The organism is Arachidicoccus sp. (genome assembly GCF_050436765.1).
Lineage (GTDB): Bacteria > Bacteroidota > Bacteroidia > Chitinophagales > Chitinophagaceae > Arachidicoccus.
Genome location: NZ_JBNQGD010000302.1, coordinates 7,778 through 27,168 on the forward strand (window position 1 = coordinate 7,778; position 19,391 = coordinate 27,168).

General features: G+C 37.3%; 15 protein-coding genes. 11 read left to right on the top strand and 4 right to left on the bottom strand.

Features of this window, described 5'->3' with window-relative positions:
• Positions 1 to 426 (top strand): DNA gyrase C-terminal beta-propeller domain-containing protein (locus tag ACQR30_RS13040; protein ID WP_429735798.1); only part of this gene is annotated, 426 nt, incomplete at its 5' end.
• A gap of 35 nt (positions 427 to 461) precedes the next feature.
• Complete coding sequence (locus ACQR30_RS13045) at positions 462 to 1,877, top strand: hypothetical protein (RefSeq protein ID WP_429735800.1); 1,416 nt, start codon at positions 462 to 464, stop codon at positions 1,875 to 1,877.
• 73 nt (positions 1,878 to 1,950) lie between these two features.
• Here ACQR30_RS13045 and rdgB read toward each other — a convergent pair whose 3' ends face one another.
• Both rdgB and ACQR30_RS13055 read right to left on the bottom strand, forming a co-directional pair.
• Positions 1,951 to 2,535 carry an RdgB/HAM1 family non-canonical purine NTP pyrophosphatase gene (gene rdgB, locus ACQR30_RS13050; protein WP_429735802.1) on the bottom strand — a complete coding sequence of 195 codons (585 nt, stop codon included), beginning with the start codon at positions 2,533 to 2,535 and terminating at the stop codon, positions 1,951 to 1,953.
• A 17-nt stretch (positions 2,536 to 2,552) separates the two neighbouring features.
• Complete coding sequence (locus ACQR30_RS13055) at positions 2,553 to 3,104, bottom strand: hypothetical protein (RefSeq protein ID WP_429735804.1); 552 nt, start codon at positions 3,102 to 3,104, stop codon at positions 2,553 to 2,555.
• A gap of 53 nt (positions 3,105 to 3,157) precedes the next feature.
• Between ACQR30_RS13055 and ACQR30_RS13060 the strand changes: the two genes are divergently transcribed.
• From ACQR30_RS13060 to purH, 4 genes are all read left to right on the top strand, one after another.
• Complete coding sequence (locus ACQR30_RS13060; RefSeq protein WP_429735806.1) at positions 3,158 to 4,222, top strand: branched-chain amino acid aminotransferase; 1,065 nt, start codon at positions 3,158 to 3,160, stop codon at positions 4,220 to 4,222.
• Positions 4,223 to 4,420: 198 nt separating this feature from the next.
• Positions 4,421 to 4,801, top strand: coding sequence for a 30S ribosomal protein S12 (gene rpsL, locus ACQR30_RS13065; protein ID WP_119987732.1), 381 nt, complete (start codon positions 4,421 to 4,423; stop codon positions 4,799 to 4,801).
• Between the two features lie 24 nt (positions 4,802 to 4,825).
• Positions 4,826 to 5,293 (top strand): 30S ribosomal protein S7, encoded by a 468-nt coding sequence (rpsG, locus tag ACQR30_RS13070; protein ID WP_429735809.1) that lies wholly within the window; start codon positions 4,826 to 4,828, stop codon positions 5,291 to 5,293.
• Between the two features lie 365 nt (positions 5,294 to 5,658).
• Positions 5,659 to 7,170 carry a bifunctional phosphoribosylaminoimidazolecarboxamide formyltransferase/IMP cyclohydrolase gene (purH, locus tag ACQR30_RS13075; RefSeq protein ID WP_429735811.1) on the top strand — a complete coding sequence of 504 codons (1,512 nt, stop codon included), beginning with the start codon at positions 5,659 to 5,661 and terminating at the stop codon, positions 7,168 to 7,170.
• Positions 7,171 to 7,301: 131 nt separating this feature from the next.
• Here purH and ACQR30_RS13080 read toward each other — a convergent pair whose 3' ends face one another.
• Entirely contained in the window at positions 7,302 to 8,618 is a 1,317-nt protein-coding gene (locus ACQR30_RS13080) for a sugar MFS transporter (protein ID WP_429735813.1), read from the bottom strand.
• 148 nt (positions 8,619 to 8,766) lie between these two features.
• The gene (locus ACQR30_RS13085; RefSeq protein ID WP_429735815.1) at positions 8,767 to 9,732 is read right to left on the bottom strand and encodes a KpsF/GutQ family sugar-phosphate isomerase; all 966 of its coding nucleotides are present in this window, start codon (positions 9,730 to 9,732) and stop codon (positions 8,767 to 8,769) included.
• Between the two features lie 289 nt (positions 9,733 to 10,021).
• Between ACQR30_RS13085 and recQ the strand changes: the two genes are divergently transcribed.
• The 5 genes from recQ (at position 10,022) to ACQR30_RS13110 (ending at position 19,354) form a co-directional block, all read left to right on the top strand.
• A complete protein-coding gene (recQ, locus tag ACQR30_RS13090; RefSeq protein WP_429735817.1) occupies positions 10,022 to 12,283 on the top strand; it encodes a DNA helicase RecQ in 2,262 nt (753 codons plus the stop codon).
• A 109-nt stretch (positions 12,284 to 12,392) separates the two neighbouring features.
• Positions 12,393 to 13,883 (top strand): polysaccharide biosynthesis C-terminal domain-containing protein, encoded by a 1,491-nt coding sequence (locus tag ACQR30_RS13095; protein ID WP_429735819.1) that lies wholly within the window; start codon positions 12,393 to 12,395, stop codon positions 13,881 to 13,883.
• Positions 13,884 to 14,012: 129 nt separating this feature from the next.
• Positions 14,013 to 15,266, top strand: coding sequence for a nucleoside permease (locus ACQR30_RS13100; protein WP_429735821.1), 1,254 nt, complete (start codon positions 14,013 to 14,015; stop codon positions 15,264 to 15,266).
• A gap of 482 nt (positions 15,267 to 15,748) precedes the next feature.
• Positions 15,749 to 18,553, top strand: coding sequence for an outer membrane beta-barrel protein (locus tag ACQR30_RS13105; protein WP_429735823.1), 2,805 nt, complete (start codon positions 15,749 to 15,751; stop codon positions 18,551 to 18,553).
• 27 nt (positions 18,554 to 18,580) lie between these two features.
• A complete protein-coding gene (locus tag ACQR30_RS13110) occupies positions 18,581 to 19,354 on the top strand; it encodes a GLPGLI family protein (protein ID WP_429735825.1) in 774 nt (257 codons plus the stop codon).
• The last annotated feature ends 37 nt before the right edge of the window (positions 19,355 to 19,391 follow it).

Here is a 19,391-nt window from a genome sequence, read left to right on the forward strand (position 1 = left end):
GTGGTGAGTGAAAAAGGTTATGGCAAACGCACCAGACTTACAGATGAAGACGGCGAAGATATATATAGAATTACCAATCGTGGAGGCAAGGGGGTAAAAACAATTAACGTCACGGAAAAAACTGGCAAGCTTGTTGGTATAATGGATGTTACTGAAAAACATGATTTAATTATTACTTGTAAATCCGGTATTACTCTTCGGACAGGTATTGCAAACATTAAAGAATCTGGGCGCAATACGCAGGGGGTAATTTTAATCCGTTTGGATGATGGTGATGAAATAGCGGCAATATCTAAAATTGAAGAACAGGAAGAGGAGGAAACTAGTGAAGTTATAGCGCAGCAGGATGCTCAGGACAGTCAGGTTCCAGATGATTCAACAGACAACCATACTTCTGAAGAAGATGTTAAAGAAGAGGAAGTTTAATTAACAAAAATAATAAACAACAAAAACAAATAGAAATGAAAAAGATTGTTCTTTCCTTGCTTATGGTGAGCATTGTTGCGGCTTCTTTTGCACAGCGGCATAACCGTCGAGATAAAAATAAGGATGAGGATTCTAAAACGGAAAAAGTTAAATCTGAAAAATTTGATAAAGCCAAGTTGGAATTGATTTTGGCCCAAAAAAAATATGAAGATGCTAAAACCATGATTGATGGTGTTTTAGCTGATCCTAAAAATCAGGATAATAAAGAAGCATTGACTTATAAAGCTACTATTTATGCAGATATATACAATGATAGTACCTTAAGAAGTAAATACCCTGATGCTATTCAAGTTGCCAGTAACACATTGAACCAGCTTCAATCAACCACTTCGGATACCGCTGCCTTTAATAAGCTAATGAGACAGGATTTAGGCATTAATGCTATTTCCGCGGTTTACTCAAATGCATTTAATGAGGGTAAAGACGCATTTGGGAAGAGCCAATGGGATACAGCTTACCACGAATTTAAAACAGCTGCTCATTGGGCTAATTTTATTACTCAAAATGGGTTTAGCCAAAACCCGGATAGAAATGCAATAGATACTTTTACTGTTTTATATGTTGGATTTGCGGCGCAGAATGCTTCCGGATATATTGATTCAAGTGCCAGTTTTGCAAAGCCCGCCATGGCCGATTCTGCCATGGAAATTTATACAATGCTCGCTGACAGAAATATTGCTATCCCCGATATGGCCGCTATGTATCAGTTTATGATAGAATATTATCAGGCTAAAAAAGACCACGCGAATGCGACTAAATATATTGCTCTAGCTAAGAAATATTATCCGACTCAATTGCCCCTTTGGTCACAATTAGAAACAAAACAGATGCTTGCTGGTGGCGATTTTGATCAGGTTATGCAGAATTATAAGACTAAAGACGCCGCGGGAACATTGACCGAGGTTCAATACATAGAACTTGGTGAAACATTGGCCAAAGCACAAAGAGAAATCAAAGATAGTGCTAAGGCTAAAGAGGCAAACGCTCTTGCAATAGATGCTTATCAAAAAGCATTTGCAAAAAATCCAAATGGTATTTACGCATTCAATTCCGGGGTTTTATATTATGCGGAATATAGTAAGTTGGATGATGAATTTTATAAAAATAGAGGAGAAGGTGCTGCTCTTAAAGCAAAAAGGGCTGTAATTGAAAAAGCAGAAATGCCGCTTGCAGATAGTTCTATCATCTGGTTGACGAAGGCTTATGAAATTTTATCTGCTAAAACAAATAGAGAGAAATCTGAAACGATATCATTAAATCGTGCAGTAGATATTATTGCAAATCTGTATAGCTGGAAAATGGATAAGGCAAGAGGTCAGGATACAGCAGCTTATGATAAAGCTGAAACAGGATTCAAGAAATTTGATGCTTTGCACAATTCATTTCAATAAAAGAAATTCAATAAAAGACTAAAAAAGGAAAGCCAAAAATGCTTTCCTTTTTTGCTATATTTTCTTTCCACATTTATTTCACGGGAACATCTTCCATAAATTTCAATAATTGGGCCATCGCTTTTTTTCGGTGACTAAATAAATTTTTTTCTTCCGTATTCATTTGCGCAAAAGTCAATGAGCTTCCATCGGGGATAAAAACGGGATCATAACCAAAACCCAAATAGCCTGTTTTTTCTTGAGTTATTTTGCCTTTGCAAATGCCTTCAAACCAATATTCCTTCTCGTCCCAAATTAATGAAATAATCGTTTTAAAATAGGCATTACGGTTGTCGTTGCCTTTCAGATTGTGTAATAATTTTTCTATATTTTTTTCATCATTGGCAGGTTCACCTGCATACCGGGCACTTTTTACACCTGGCTCGCCATGAAGTGCATCGACTATCAAACCTGTATCTTCACTAAAGCAGTTCTGGTGTGTAAGGTTGAAAATTGTGCGGGATTTCTCTGATGCATTTTCTTTTAAGCTATCATGAGGCTCTGGTATCTCAATTTCAATTCCCGCTTCCCGGAGAGATGTTACTTCAATATGGGAAGGGAGGATCTTTTTTATTTCCTTTACTTTATTGGGGTTATTCGTTGCGAAAATGAGTTGCATAACACTATTAATTCTTGTTAAATATTAAAACATTTCTTTAAGCAAATCCAAAGCTTACCTTTTTCCGCTTTAGCCTCAGCTCCTTGTTTCATCATTGTTTCGAGTTGGGACGAAAACACAAGATGGCAACCTTGGTATAGAATATCCTGGTATAGATTTGGCTGAATTGCCAGAGAAACTTGCTGAGGTGTAGTACCTAAGAATAATACATATTTACTGCCTAATATATTTTTTATTTCCTCGAAATCAGTCGCCGTTTTGGCGATATTGACAATCGCTACGTCTTCAAGGCTGAATTTACAGGCAGATAAAATAGTACTTAAAAATGCTAATGTGTTATCCTCGATAAATACATTTGTAGCGTCTTCTACAACAATGGTGATATTTTTCGCATTATTGCCAAACCACCATTTTTTTCCCTGATTTGAAAATGTATTTTTAGATGTATTAATTTCTTTATCTTTGAGCAACGGTTTTGAGGCAGGTGCAAGTGTTTTATCTGGCAGCATAACAACCAAATTATCTTTATAAAGTTGGGCTATAATGAAGTCGGGTAATTGTGTATCCATCAAAAAAATTGTTATAAACTATTGGTCAAATATACATTTTAAAATCAGAATTTATGAGTGGGGATTTCACTATTAAGCTAAACAAGGCGGCAGGTAGCCGTTTATCCGGAGTTGAATTAAAAAATATTCCTTTTGGTAAAGTTTTTACGGATCATATGTTGGTTGCCGACTACGTCGATGGCAAATGGCAGAACGTAGAAATCAAGCCTTATCAACCTTTGACTTTTGAACCATCTTTAGCGGCAATACATTATGGGCAATCGATTTTTGAAGGTATAAAAGCCTATAGGAACGCAAATGAGGAGGCTGTAATTTTCAGGCCATTGGATAATTTTGAAAGATTTAATCAATCTGCAGTGCGCATGCAGATGCCTGAAGTTCCTAAAGAGATTTTCATGGATGGAATGAAGCAACTAATTTCTCTTGATAAGGATTGGATTCCCACGATGGAAAACCATTCCTTATATATTAGGCCTTTTATGTTTGCTACTGATACCTTTATAGGTGTACGTCCTTCAGCTACCTATAAGTTTATGATTATTCTTAGCCCAACAGGTCCATATTACGGTAAGCCGATGCGCATTGCCGTTGAAGAAACATATACACGTGCTGCTCCGGGTGGAGTGGGGCAGGCAAAAAATGCAGGGAACTATGGGGGAAGCCTGAAGCCAGCCGAAGATGCGCGTTTAAATGGATATGATCAGGTATTATGGACAGACGCATTTGAACACAAATGGTTACAAGAAGTGGGGACTATGAATGTATTTTTCGTATTTAAAAATGCCGTTGTTACTCCGTCCTTGGACGAAGGGACCATTTTAGATGGCGTTACGCGTAAAAGTTCCATCGTGGTATTGAGAGAAATGGGGCTGAATGTAGAGGAAAGAAGAATCAGTATTGATGAGCTGATTGAAGCCTACAAAAAGGGAGAGCTGATAGAAGCCTTTGGTACAGGAACGGCAGCTACTATTTCGTTAATTAAAGAATTGGCCTATAAAGGTGAGCATCTTGCCTTTAATCCGGAAAATAATCAAGTATCCAGGGAATTGAACCAACGATTAACCGCTATTCGCCTTGGTCAGACGGAAGATAAACATGGCTGGATTGAGAAAGTATAGCCTGAACTGTGTTTACAAAGCCACTTTATTGACCGATAAAGTGGTTTTTTTACCTTTTCAAGCAGCTGAATTATATTTGGAAATTTATCTGTCCACAGGTGTGGATATTACCTGCCAAATAATTATTTAGCAAAATTTTGAAAAATGTGAATAATATACTTACCTTTGCAGTCCGTAAAAAAACATTAAGTATTTAGAATGCCTACAATACAACAATTAGTAAGAAAAGGCCGCGAGACAATCAAGGCAAAAAGTAAATCAAGGGCGTTAGACGCTTGCCCGCAACGTCGTGGCGTATGTACCCGTGTATATACTACAACTCCCAAAAAACCGAATTCGGCTTTGCGTAAAGTTGCGAAAGTTCGTTTGACTAACAAAATTGAGGTTATCGCTTATATTCCAGGTGAAGGACATAACTTGCAAGAACACTCTATCGTGTTGATTCGCGGAGGTCGTGTGAAAGATTTGCCAGGTGTACGTTATCACATTGTGCGTGGTAGCTTGGATACTGCCGGTGTAAAAGGCCGTAAACAAAGTCGCTCTAAATATGGCGCAAAGAAAGAAAAAGCAAAAAAATAATTGATTTAATTCGCAGATAAAAAAATGAGAAAATCACAAGCTAAAAAAATACCATTAGCACCGGACGCACGTTTCAACGATACGCTGGTTACCCGTTTTGTAAATAACTTAATGTGGAGTGGTAAAAAGAGTACCGCTATCACTATATTTTATGATGCAGTAGATAAAGTATCTAAAATAACTGGTGAAGATGGTTACGAAATTTGGAAAAGAGCATTAGCAAACGTTACCCCTTCTGTAGAAGTACGTAGCCGTAGAATTGGTGGATCTACTTTCCAAATTCCAATTGAGGTTCGTGCTGATCGTAAAACTTCTTTAAGCATTAAATGGCTGGTACGTTATAGCAGAGAAAGAAATGGTAAGACAATGGCTGATAAATTAGCAAATGAAATTATTTCTGCAAGCAAAGGTGAAGGTGCTGCTTTCAAAAAGAAAGAAGATACACACCGTATGGCTGATGCAAATAAAGCATTTTCGCATTTTAGAGTATAATCTTGATACGATTAGAAATTATATGATCGCCTCCAATTGGAGGCGATTTTTTTATAACAAATCCTGGCACCCACCGATCGGCAAGAGGTCCATGTTTACAAAAAAATAAAAGACAGCATATCCGGCAATCCAGCAGGCGGTATTGATTTGCCCCTAGCAAAGCTCTAATAGATTTTTCCCATTTGTAAGAACGTTTAGCCGCTGCATTATAGGTTTTTGACATTGAAAGCTAATTGTGGAAAATTGAAAGATGGAAAAGACAATGCGAGAGCTTACATTTGCATTTTCATTCAGTTTCAGAAGAAGGCACATTTGAAATGAATCTTTAGATGAATTCTCCAAAATGCTGCCGCAAATAAATATTTATGCAAAAGAAAATTCAATCGGCGTTAATCTCTGTTTTTTACAAAGATGGGCTTGAGCCATTAGTGAAAACATTAAATGAGCAAAAGGTAACCATTTATTCTACCGGTGGTACACAAAAATTTATTGAGGATTTGGGTATTAAATGTGTGCCCGTTGAAAGTTTAACCTCTTATCCTTCTATTTTAGGAGGCCGTGTTAAAACACTTCATCCTTCGGTGTTTGGCGGAATTTTGGGTAGAAGAGATAATGCGCAGGATATGCAGGAGATGAAAGATTTTAATATTCCTGAAATAGACTTGGTAATTGTAGATTTATATCCTTTTGAAGAAACCCTAAAACAAACCAAAGAAGAAAAACTAATCATTGAAAAAATTGATATTGGTGGGCCGTCTATGATCCGTGCTGCAGGGAAAAATTGTAAAGATCTGGTAGTTATCGCTGATAGAGAAGACTACGCAAGATTAGTGGAGTTATTAGAATCTCAAAATGGTGAGACTAGTTTTGAGCAACGAAAAACCTTCGCTGCTAAAGCTTTTGAAGTTGCGATGAATTATGATATTGCGATCAATAATTATTTCAATGGTACTATTTTGCAACCGTTGAAAAACAAAAAAACGATGCGATATGGAGAGAATCCACATCAACAAGGTAGTTTCTTTGGGGATTTGACGGAGGTATTTACCCAAGTCAATGGTAAGGAACTTTCTTATAATAATATTGTAGATATAGACGGTGCTGTTCAATTGGCGACAGAATTCACAGAAGAGCAGGAGGCGATGTTTGCCATATTTAAGCATACCAATGTTTGTGGCATTGCCATCAGAAAGACACTAAAAGAGGCTTGGGACGCAGCTTTAGCCGGTGATCCAGAAAGTGCTTTTGGTGGCGTTATTATCACCAATAAAACCGTTGATGAAGCGACTGCTGAGGCTATTAGCGAGCTATTCTTTGAGGTATTGATTGCGCCCTCTTTTGACGAAGATGCGTTGGCCATTCTGAAATTGAAGAAAAACCGTATTATTTTGCAAATTAAAGAGAATGCGCCTCTTGCTACAACTTCTTTCAAATCTGTATTAAATGGTACGCTAGTTCAAGAAATAGATAAAGGTAACTTTGAACAGTGGAAAGAAGTAGGTGGCCGTGAAACCACTCAGGCTGAACGTGGTGATCTGACATTTGCTAATCTTGTTTGTAAGCACTTAAAAAGCAATGCTATTGCATTAATTAAGGATAAACAATTGATTGGGAAAGGCTGCGGACAGACCAGTCGTGTGGACGCTTTGCGTCACGCTATTGAGAAAGCCGGCCAGTTTAGCTTCGAATTGAAGGGAGCCGTACTTGCTTCCGACGCCTTCTTTCCATTTGATGATTGTGTAAAATTGGCACATAACGAGGGGATTGAGGCATTTATTCAACCGGGCGGTTCTATTCGCGATAAAGATAGTATAGCCTATTGTGTTGAGCATAAGTTGGCGATGGTAATTACCGGACAGCGACACTTTAAGCATTAGTGAAATGCTATGCATATAGGAATTAATGGCAGGGAGATATTTCAAGGCTCCCACATTATAAAAAAATCCGCACTAAGCGGATTTTTTTATAATCTAAAGAGGTACAACTACATTTTTAATGTACCAGTACTTTATCGTGTAGTTGCTTTGCCAGTACCATTTATCGTTTTGCCGGTAGTTTTTCCTACTTTATTGCCAATGGTAGCAAAGAAAAGAATGAATGCATAACAAGGTACCAAAAGCCAAAAAGCATTTTGAAAGCCAATGGAGGTCTCACCCAGTTTAGCCCAAACCCACGGTAATATGGCGCCTCCACCGATACCCATAATTAAGAAGGCGGAGCCTAATTTTAGATATTTACCCAACCCATCAATTGTCAAAGGCCAGATAGCAGGCCACATAGGTGCATTGGCGAAACCCAGCAATGCCAAGCATAAAATGGAATAGCTGCCTGGGGCGTAAATAACGCCAAAAGAAAGTATAATACCTAATATCGCTGCGAATTTCAGGGCTTTAGCCTGAGATATGTATTTCGGAATTAATACAATGCCCAATAAATAGCCCGCTAACATTCCCAACATGGTAAATGTTGTATAATGTTTTACGATTTCTATAGGAATATGCAAGCCTTTGTAACCGTATAGTTGAATGGTATCGCCGGCCATTACTTCCACACCTACATATAAAAATATGGTAAGCACGCCTAACCACAAATAAGGGTATTTAAAAATACTTTTCCGGTCTTTACTTACGTGATCGGGATTGGTCTGTTCTTCATTTTTAATATCAGGTAAAGAAGAAAAATAAATAGCAATTGCCAGTAAAATAAATGCTACAGCGATAATAATATAAGGGGTGATGATTTTTCCTGCTAATTGATCTAATAATTGATTTTTTGCAGTAACAGTTAATGATCGTAATTTTTCCGGTGCGTAAGCCTCCAGACCATTTAATAAGACAGCACCCATTATCAATGGTGCTATGGCACCTGCGCCTTTGTTACAAATACCCATTACGCTTATACGTTTTGCTGCGCTGTCAATCGGTCCGAGAATCGTGATGTAGGGATTTACCGCTGTCTGCAATAAAGCCATCCCAATACCCATCACAAATAGACCCGTAAGGAAAACGCCAAATGTTCTGGAATGAGATGCAGGAATAAATACTAAAGCTCCAATGGCCATTATAGCCAGCCCCAGAATCATCCCGTTCTTAAAGCCGGTAAATTTTAAAACCCAAGACGATGGGATAGCCATTACAACATAGGCGATATAGGAGGCAAAAGTAACTAAGATAGCCTGTGCAGCTGTCAGTTCGCAAGCTGTCTGTAAGTAAGGTATTAACGTACTATTTATCCAAGTGATAAATCCAAATACAAAAAATAATACGCCAATAATAATGGTTGGTATTAAATAACTTTTTTGCGAAGAGGCGGATGATGTTGACATCGGTTTAAATTAAGAATGAAGTAATCGGATGCTAACATACTTAAATTTAATTCAAAATACCGGAGCCGGATATGCCAATTTTAAGACAAACGATTGCGAAAAACAATGCGTAAATCTATGCGCTGTTAAATGAAAATACTTTAAGGGATTATATAATGCCTTCTCTTATTAAATCATGTAAGTGAATGAATCCAAGAAAGTGCTCTTCATCGTCAATTACAATCAACTGGCTAAGATCGTGATTCTTAATCAGCTCTAGCGCTTCAATGGCAAGTGTCTGCGGAGAAATAGTTTTAGGATTTGGCGAGAGAATGTCTTGTGCAATGATGCCAGAAAGTTGATCTGACTTTTCCAACAAGCGACGTACATCGCCATCGGTAATAATTCCCTTAAGTTTATTGTTTTCACTAGTAACGGCTGTAGCGCCCATTCGGCCTTTAGAAATTTCAAAGATCACTGTTTTTAAATCGCTCTTAGGCAATACATTGGGAGTCGCATTTTGTTTATACAAATCTTCCGCCGTTAAATAAAAACGTTTACCTAAACTTCCGCCGGGATGGAGTTTGGCAAAATCGCCCGAAGAGAACCTTTTTAATTCTATCAGGCATACAGCTAATGCGTCGCCCATTACCATCTGGGCGGTAGTAGAAGAGGTGGGGGCAAGGTTATGTGGACAGGCTTCCTTTTCCACATAAGAATTAATAATGATTTCCGATTGTTTAGCTAGATAGGAATCGACATTACCTACAATAGATATCAGGCAATTGCCCATACTTTTTACCAAGGGTACCAGGGCTTTTATCTCAGGACTTTCTCCGCTCTTACTTAAAATAACAACAATGTCGTCTGCGAGCACCATTCCTAAATCGCCGTGGATGGCATCTGCTGCGTGCATAAATATTGCCGGTGTGCCTGTAGAATTAAAGGTCGCTGTTATTTTTTGAGCAACAATTGCGCTTTTGCCAATACCGCTAAATACAATACGGCCCAATGAATGATGTATTTTGTCCACAGCCTTTTCAAACTCTGCGTCCAATTTATTTACAAGTTGCCCGATAGCTGATTGCTCGGCAATAATAGTAGAGGCGGCTATTTCTAAAACAGATTTATTCATAAGGGAAAATCAAAGTTAAGTATTTGGTTGTACATTTTCCTTTTGATGAAAAGGTTATTGCGCAGAAACTGTAGGAAAGCTTTATTTTTTTGTATATAGATACGAACATTCGTGTGTGTTAAAATATTTTTTCCTTTTTAAAAATCCCTTGTTATAACTTAACTTCGTCGCCCTTAAAATATGTTGAAATCAGAAAAAGTAATAACTGAGGAACTAAAAAGTATTGTTTTACAAATACAAATTATTTTTCGTAGATTACAATCTAAATTTCCAACCTTGACTCAAAACGATGGCAAAAAGCACTAAAATAGCATCCGGGAAGACCTTGAAGCCGACTTCCACAATGAAACAGAATCACAAACATGATATTACTTCCAACTTGCAAGCGATGTTTGGCTTCGATAAATTTAAAGGGCGCCAGGAGGATGCTATTCACAGCCTTTTAAATGGCAAAGATACATTTGTGATCATGCCCACCGGTGGTGGCAAGAGTTTGTGTTACCAATTGCCTGCGATGATTTTGGAAGGATGTGCTATTGTCGTAAGTCCGCTTATTGCCTTAATGAAAAATCAGGTCGATTTAGTAAGAGGTTATAGTGAAAATGATAATATCGCCCACTTCTTAAATTCTTCATTAAATAAAGGGCAGATAAAAGTCGTACGAGATGATTTGTTATCGGGGAAAACGAAGCTACTATATGTAGCTCCGGAAACTTTGACCAAGCAAGAAAATATAGACTTTTTTAAATCAATAAAACTTTCCTTTTTTGCAGTGGATGAAGCCCATTGTATTTCTGAATGGGGGCACGATTTTCGCCCGGAATACCGTCGCTTAAGGGAGATGATGGATGAAATAAATATTGACATCCCGGTAGTTGCTTTAACGGCAACGGCAACCCCAAAAGTTCAAAGTGATATCGTAAAAAACCTTGGGTTACGTGATCCCAATATCTTTATATCCTCTTTCAACAGAAAAAATCTTTACTATGAAATTCAGCCGAAAGTAAAAATTGATCAAACGATTAAAAGCATTGTAAAGTTTATTTCGCAGAACAAAGGAAAGAGTGGTATCATTTATACTTTAAATAGAAAGACTACTGAAGAGTTGGCTGACATTTTAATGGCCAACAACATTAAAGCGGTCGCTTACCATGCGGGACTGGACGCAAAACTGCGGGCTTTTAGGCAAGATCAGTTTTTAAATGAAGATGTACAGGTAATAGTGGCGACGATTGCCTTTGGAATGGGCATAGACAAACCTGATATCCGTTTTGTTATTCATTATAATGTGCCTAAATCTATCGAAAATTATTATCAAGAAACAGGGCGCGCCGGTCGTGACGGGTTGGAAGGGAAGTGTATTTTATATTATTCGCACAAAGATGTTTCTAAGTTAGAGCACTTAATGCGCGATAAACCTTTGAGTGAGCGAGAAGTAGGGGCCCAGTTAATTAACGAAACGCTTTCTTTTGTAGAGGCTTCTGTATGTCGTAGGAAAGTTTTGATGCATTATTTTGGCGAGGAATGGCACGAGGAAAACTGTGGAAGCTGTGACAACTGTCTTCATCCAAAGGAAAAGATTGAGGCAAAGACAGAAGTGGTAAAGGTTTTAAAAGTGATCAAAGCTTTAGATGAACGATTTAATTTAGAGTATGCGATTAATATTTTAATTGGTAAACTCACGCCAACAGTTACCATGTACCGACATGAAAAATTGCCCGTCTTCGGTATTGGCAAAGAGAAAGATAGCCATTTCTGGAACAGCCTTATAAGGCAAATGTTGCTAGAGAATCTGATTAGAAAAGATATCGAAGAGTACGGATTGCTCAAATTTACAACCGCGGGAGAGAAGTTTTTGAAAAAACCTACTTCTTTTAAAATTGTACTGAATAATCTATTTGAAGATGCAGTAGCAGACGATGAAGAAGCGGATGGAGCGAATAATGCGGGTGGAGCAACTGATGTTGTTTTATTTGAGATGTTGAAGGAAATTAGACAAAAAGAAGCGAAGAAAAAGAACTTGCCTCCGTTTGTAATATTTCTGGAATCTTCTTTGAATGATATGGCAACCCTATACCCAACGACTGTTGCGGAATTAGATAAATGTCAGGGCGTAAGTAAGGGCAAGGCCATTAAATATGGGAAGCCTTTTGTGGACGTGATTGCAAAATATGTGGAAGAAAACGACGTCGTAAAACCTGACGATTTTGTGATGAAGAGTGTGGTAAATAAAAGTAGCAATAAGATCTACATCATTCAGAATGTAGATAAAAAAATACCACTGGAGACTATCGCTAAAAATAAGGATCTACGGTTGGATGCCTTGCTTGAGGAGATGGAAACGATTGTAGCAAGTGGAACCAAACTCAATTTAAACTATGCGATTGATGATATGCTCGACGATGATGAACAAGATGAAATAATTGATTATTTTCGTGGTTGTGAAACGTCTTCATTAGATGTTGCTCGTGAGGAACTGTCAGATGGTGATTATAATTGGGAACAATTGAAAATTATGCGCATCAAGTTTTTATGTGAATATGGCAATTAAAGGGATTTGATAATTAGTCAATCAATGAATGTTCAATATTTACCATTTAAACAATTCATCGTTCAGGAGTAATCGTTTATAATTCTTCATTCATAACTTATCATTATTAATGGGTATTGTCCGCAAGCAAAGCGCCTATTCTTTAATCTATACTTATATTGGTTTTGCGATAGGGGCTATCAATATTTTGTGGCTGTTCCCACATTTCTTCTCAAAAGAAGAATTTGGTTTGACACGTTTGATGGTGGATTTTGCTATATTTTTTTCTGCCTTATCTACCTTAGGGAGTTTAAATGGTCTGTATAAGTTTAATCCTTTTTATAGATCTTATTTAGGGGTGGATAAAAATGATTTACCTTTCCTCTCTCTAATGGCGAGTCTTTTGGGCTCTGTTTTATTCATTGCCGGTTCCCTGATCTTTGAAGGATTTCTTGCAAGAAAATTTGGACACAATTCGCCTCTTTTTATCCTCCATTACAAACTGGTTATTCCCTTTACTGTTTCTTACACCTGTATCATGATGCTGGAGGGGTTTTGCTGGATTATTAAAAAGACGATCATTTCTAACCTTGTAAAAGAATTGTTCTTTCGGGTGACGACAAGTGTATTGATCTCCCTTTATATTTTTAAGGTTATTTCCATTGATACTTTCTTTAATTTATATTCTTTGTCATATATCCCGGCGGTGATTGTACTGGCTTATGTGGTATTTACAAATGGAGGAATTGGTATTTGTAGCCGCATCAGCTATGCTACAAAAAAGCTATACAAAAAAATATTGACATTTGTAAGCTTTCATTTTTCCGGGATGCTTATAGGAATCTTGCCCAAAACCATTGATGGAATTTTAATTGCCGGTTTGTCTTCTAATGGCCTCGCTAATCTCGCGATATATATTATTCCCAATTATTTAGTTACCGTAATGGAAGTTCCCCAGCGAAGTATGTTAGGGATCACCACGACTTTAATTGCTGAAGCATGGAAAAATAATGATAGGAAAAAAATAGAAGAGCTTTATCATAAGACTTCTCTGAATTTATTGATTATCGGACTGGGGCTATTTGGTATCATTTATCCAAATATGGATAATGTTGTGCGATTTTTGGGCCCGGGTTATGCATTGGCAAAAGAGATTTTTCTGATAGCAGGAATTGCCAAATTGGTTGATTTAGGAATGGGTATGAACGCACAAATCTTAAGCCTATCCAGGTACTGGAGATTTGATTTTTATACGAGTGCCGTTTTTATTGTTGTTAATATAATTCTGGACTTTTTTCTAATAAAAAGATATGGCCTAATGGGTGCCGCTTACGGCAGTGCTATTGCGCTAATTTTTTATAACCTGATGAGGTGTTTCTATTTATGGAGGTTACTCAAAATGCAGCCATTCACTTCTAAGACGCTCCTGACTATTCTATTTGCGGCCATCGCTATTGTTGCGGCTTTTTCATTGCCATCTATTAAGAATCTACTGGTAGATGGCGGCTTGCGGGGTCTAATCTTCATCCTCCTGTTTGCCCCTGCCATTATTTACTTTGACATATCGGAAGATATAACGGCTTATTACCGAACGCTGCTTAGCAGACTACAAAGAAAATAAAGATTCTTGGTTTTTCGGTTCGTTAATAAAATATCTCCTAAAAGATAGTTGCTAAAAGTATTTGGTTTAAATTGCCTTAGCTTTTTCTTTACCGTATTTAAAGAAGCAATAATAACTAAAAATACCACGATGGGCATTAAACTGAGACTGATCATAATGAACTTTATGCAATATTTTATTTGGGGAGCCTGGCTTATTTCAATAGGCCGTTATTGGTTTGAAAATATGCATTGGTCAGCCACACAGTTTGGCGCCATTTTTTCCACAATGGGTATTGCTTCTGTTTTTATGCCGGCTCTAATGGGTATTGTTGTGGATAGGCTGGTACCTGCTCAAAAGATGTATGGCGTGCTCCATTTGTTGGCCGCGGGGGTACTATTGTATATTCCTCACGTAGGGGACCCCGTTTTATTTTTCTGGGTAATGTTGCTGAATATGGTATTTTACATGCCAACCATTTCACTTTCAATAACTGTAGCATACAATGCCTTAAAAAAAGAAAATATGGATGTAGTGAAAGAATATCCGCCTATCCGTATCTGGGGAACTATCGGATTTATTGCTGCATTATGGGTGGTAAACCTGACACACAATGGCGCTTCAGCTAATCAATTTTATATTGCGGCTATTATCTCGCTGGTGCTGGGTATCTATGCCTTCTCTTTGCCGAATTGCCCTCCATTGGGCAAAGGTGAAAAGGGCAAAAGCTTTGTTGATGCATTGGGTTTAAATGCGTTTAGGTTATTTAAAAATAAAAGATTTGCCGTGTTTTTTATTTTCTCTATGTTACTGGGTGCTGCCTTACAGCTGACCAATGCTTATGGAGATACCTATATTAGTGATTTTGCCAATATTGCTGCCTATAAAAATAGTTTCGCAGTCAAATATTCTGAAATTATAATGTCTATTTCACAGATCTCTGAAACCCTATTTATATTGGCGATACCTTTTTTCCTAAAAAGATTTGGAATAAAATATGTAATGATCATCAGTATGGTGGCTTGGGTTCTGCGTTTCGGATTATTTGGTTTTGGCAATCCGACGGATGGGCTTTGGATGATTATACTTTCATGTATTATTTATGGAATGGCTTTTGACTTTTTTAATATTTCAGGCTCCTTGTTTATTGAAACCCAAACTGACGAGAAAATCAGAGGAAGTGCGCAGGGTTTATTTATGATGATGGTCAATGGTTTTGGTGCCCTGATGGGGAGTTTTGTAAGCGGTGTATTGATTGATAAGTATTTTACAATTGGTGGTGTAAAAGACTGGAAAGGTATTTGGATAATGTTTGCGTTATACGCCTTAGTACTGGCAATTGTATTCCCTCTTATTTTCAAGAATAAACATACGCGTAATACGGTGGAGATGTTTCAACATTAACGCCCTGAATATGCAAGAAATATTTTTACGCTAAAATGCAGAAATATGTTTTCGCTGTGATGCGTTAATACTAGCCTGTGTCAAATTTAGTCTTTAACCCACAAAATAAAATTTGGATAGGGAAAGTTTAACTAAGACGGCGATTGACTTTAGGGCATTGTGCTGTTAGGACTCAGTTTGCCTCTCTGGTTCATATTCTTTTACTTTTTTCTCCATCTTTAAAGAATCCGTTCATGTAACAAGGGATGTGTCTGCGAAGGCATCCACAAGCTAAAGACTTTTTGGGTTTACTGCGCTTTTTATAAAAAACGGATGATTATTTTCTTTGCCTAGTTTATCAATCTTGCTGCATGGAGCAGTTTGTTTTTTTGCCGTTCATAAATAATATTCATATAGTTATATATTTTAACTTTTCTTTTTAACTAAAAAGATTTTATTTCGACTATATAATTAGTTAAAGAAATTTTTTAACGAATCTCTCTATGAAGAAATCCATTTTCGCTTTATTTATCTTGTGCATTTCTGCTAATTTCGTAATGGCGCAAAGGGCAACTATCAAAGGTTCCGTTGTGGATACGACCACTCAAGAAAACCTGACGCATGCTAGCGTCTGTTTATTGCAAGCGAAAGATTCGTTTTTATACAAATTCGCTCGTGTACAGTCTGATGGCAGTTTCGCTATTCATGATGTGGATACCGGAAAATATATTCTAATGATTTCTTATCCTGAGTATGCTGACTTTGTAGAAAAGATGTCCATAGACGGGAAAAATAAGAATGTGCCGGTTGGCAAAATAAACATGATACAGGCCGCTCATTTGCTACAAGATGTAATTGTAACGCAAAAGATAGCAGCCATCCGTATAAAAGGCGATACCACTGAATTTAAAGCCGATAGCTTTAAAGTACAACCCAATGCCAGTGTGGAAGACTTATTGAAGCAACTACCGGGCATACAAGTAGATAAAGATGGTAAGATTACAGCGCAAGGGCAAACAGTAAAACACGTATTGGTAGATGGGGAAGAATTTTTTGGTGATGACCCTACCTTGGTTACTAGGAACCTGCGTGCTGATATGATTGATAAGGTGCAGCTATACGATAAGTCCAGTGATCAGGCCGCATTTACAGGAGTTGATGATGGCAATAAGGAAAAGACGATTAATGTTACCCTGAAAGCCAATAAGAAGACGGGGTATTTTGGAAAAGCATCTGGTGGTTTGGGTACGGATAAATATTATCAGGGACAAGGCATGTTTAATTATTTCAAAGCCAAAAAGAAATTTGCCGCTTATGGAACCTTTGGCAATACCGGTACAATCGGGCTTGGTTTTGAAGATGAAATGAAATATGCCGGAAGCAGTAATTCGACCATGAGCGTTGGAGATGGCGGCGATATTTCGATATCAATAAGCAGTAATGGCAATGACCCACTTTCCGGTGGATGGAGTGGTAATTATAGCGGACGAGGTATTCCTGATGTAAAATCCGGCGGTGTACATTTTGATAATAAATGGGATAACGATAAGCAATCCGTAAATCTCAATTATAAAATTGGGGGAATGTCTGTTCTGGGCAACACTAGTAGTACGACACAAAACAATTTGAATAATGGTGTTTTATATACCAATTCGGCGAGTAACTTCAGTAATCATCTTTTCAGGCAAAAAGCTGATGGTTCTTATCAAATTCAAATAGATTCCTCTTCTTCTTTAAAAGTGGTATTAGGTGGAAGTTTAGCACATACCAGCTCGGATAATTTTTATACGAACAATTCTAATCGTACATTAGACACACTCGTAAATAGCGGCATACGTGCCACGACAAATACAGGAGACAATAAGAATTTTTCCGGCAATATTTTGTGGCAGAAAAAGTTTAAAAAGAAAGGGAGAACACTTAGCTGGAATTTGAATGAATATACCACCAATAGTAATAGCTCCGGTTATTTGAATTCTGAAACAAATTTTTATAACAACAATGTGGTGGATGATACGGCGCGCGTCAATCAGCTTAAAATGAATGATAGCCATTCAAATAATTTTTCCTCAAATATTACCTATACAGAACCATTGAATAAAAACCTGAACCTGTTATTGAGTTATAGGTTTGACAAGAACAATTCAAATTCTAACCTACGTTCTTATAACAAAGGTGCTGATAGTATGTACAGCGAAATAGATAGTATTTACAGCAATCATTACCTATATGATCAGACTTCTAATGGCGGCGGATTACAATTTAATTTTAATAATAAAAAGAAGATAAATTTCAATATCGGTACAAATATCAGCAGCGTGAATTACAAACAAAGTAATTTGTTTACAACACCTAGTCAAACAGTAAGTCGAAATTTTATCAATTGGAATCCTAATGCCAATTTGCGATTCAAAATAAAAGATCAGGAAAGTTTAAGTCTTTATTATTATGGATATACCCGACAGCCCAGTATTTCTCAGCTACAACCGGTTTTGGTTAATAATGATCCATTGAATATTTATGTTGGTAATCCTAATTTGAGACCTTCATTTAGTAATAGTTTGAACTTTAATTTTAACAGCTATAAAATATTAAGTCAGAAATCCATCTATGCCTTTGCTTCTTATTCGTTTACTTCAAATCCAATAGTAGCAAATGTTTCCACCGATAAATCCGGCGTAAATACCTATAGCTATTTCAATTTGAAAACGGCGACCTCTAATTATTATTTAAGCACAGGATATAATGCTAAAATTAAACCTTGGGATTTGCAATATGGTTTTGGTCCGAGCTTAAGTGGCAACAAATACGTGAACTTTACCAATGGCATAATGAACGTGACTAAGTCAAATAATTATGGTGTCAATGTAAGGCTTTCGAAATACAAAGAGAAGAAGTATGACATCAGCCTGAATGGAAATGTGGGATACAATACAAATAATACGACACTTCAGCATCAAATTAATAACAACGCTTGGAGCTATTCGGTGCAGCCGAATATTGATATATTTTTACCGGCTAAATTCCAGTTGCATACGGATGGTAATTACAATGAGCAGCAGGCAACCCAGTCATTTGCCGCACGTAGCCAATTTATCTGGAATGCCTGGATTGGTAAAAAATTCTTTAAGAAAGAGAATTTGTTGTTGAAAGCATCTGTAAATGATATTCTTGATCAAAACACTGGTTTCAGCCGCAGCGCTAATAACAATACGATCAGCCAAAGTTATTACACGACCATTCGTCGATATTTTATGTTATCGTTGGTTTGGAACTTTTCAGAAATGGGACCCGGCGATAAAAAATAATTTGATTAACCTAATGCATATTGAATAATGAAAAATTTATTAAAAACATTTCTATTTTTATTTATAGCGGTAATCTCTTCACAGGCATTCTCGCAGCACGCCATTTTTCTGAGCCATGGGAAAATTCAGTTTGAGAAAAAGGTAAATATGTATGCGCTCATTCAGGAAGAGATGAAGCTGTACCCAGATGATCCTTGGATGTCGCAATATTTTGACGCTTATAAAAAAACGAATCCGCAATTTGCCACAACCGACTTTAGTTTGACATTTGACGGGCAGAAAACTCTGTATCAACCAGTGGATCAGTCGGATAATAATCGCTCTTTTTATTCTTATTCGCCCAAAAATACGATCTATTCTGATTTGGAGAATCAACAAGCTGTTTCCCGAAAAAAGGTCTTTGAAGACGTTTTTTTGGTAAAAGACAGTACACGAAAAATTCAATGGAAAATAACAGATGAGACCCGCGAAATAGCCGGATTTCATTGTCGTCGTGCCAATGCGTTGATTATGGATTCTATCTATGTAGTAGCATTTTATACAGATCAAATTACAATATCCGGCGGTCCGGAGTCCTTCAATGGATTACCGGGGATGATTCTTGGTGTTGCTTTGCCTTATGATCATATTACCTGGTTTGCTACAAAGATTGCCGTGGGAACAGCGGCTAGTGATGAGGAAATTGTACCACCGGTAAAAGGTAAAGTAGTGTCCAACAAAGAATTGTACCTTAAAATAAAAGATGCGATGAAGGATTGGGGTGGAGGAGGAGCTTCTATTTTGAAAAATGTCATGTTGTGATTTAGCGCCCCGCTCAACATAAAAAGCTAAACGTCCA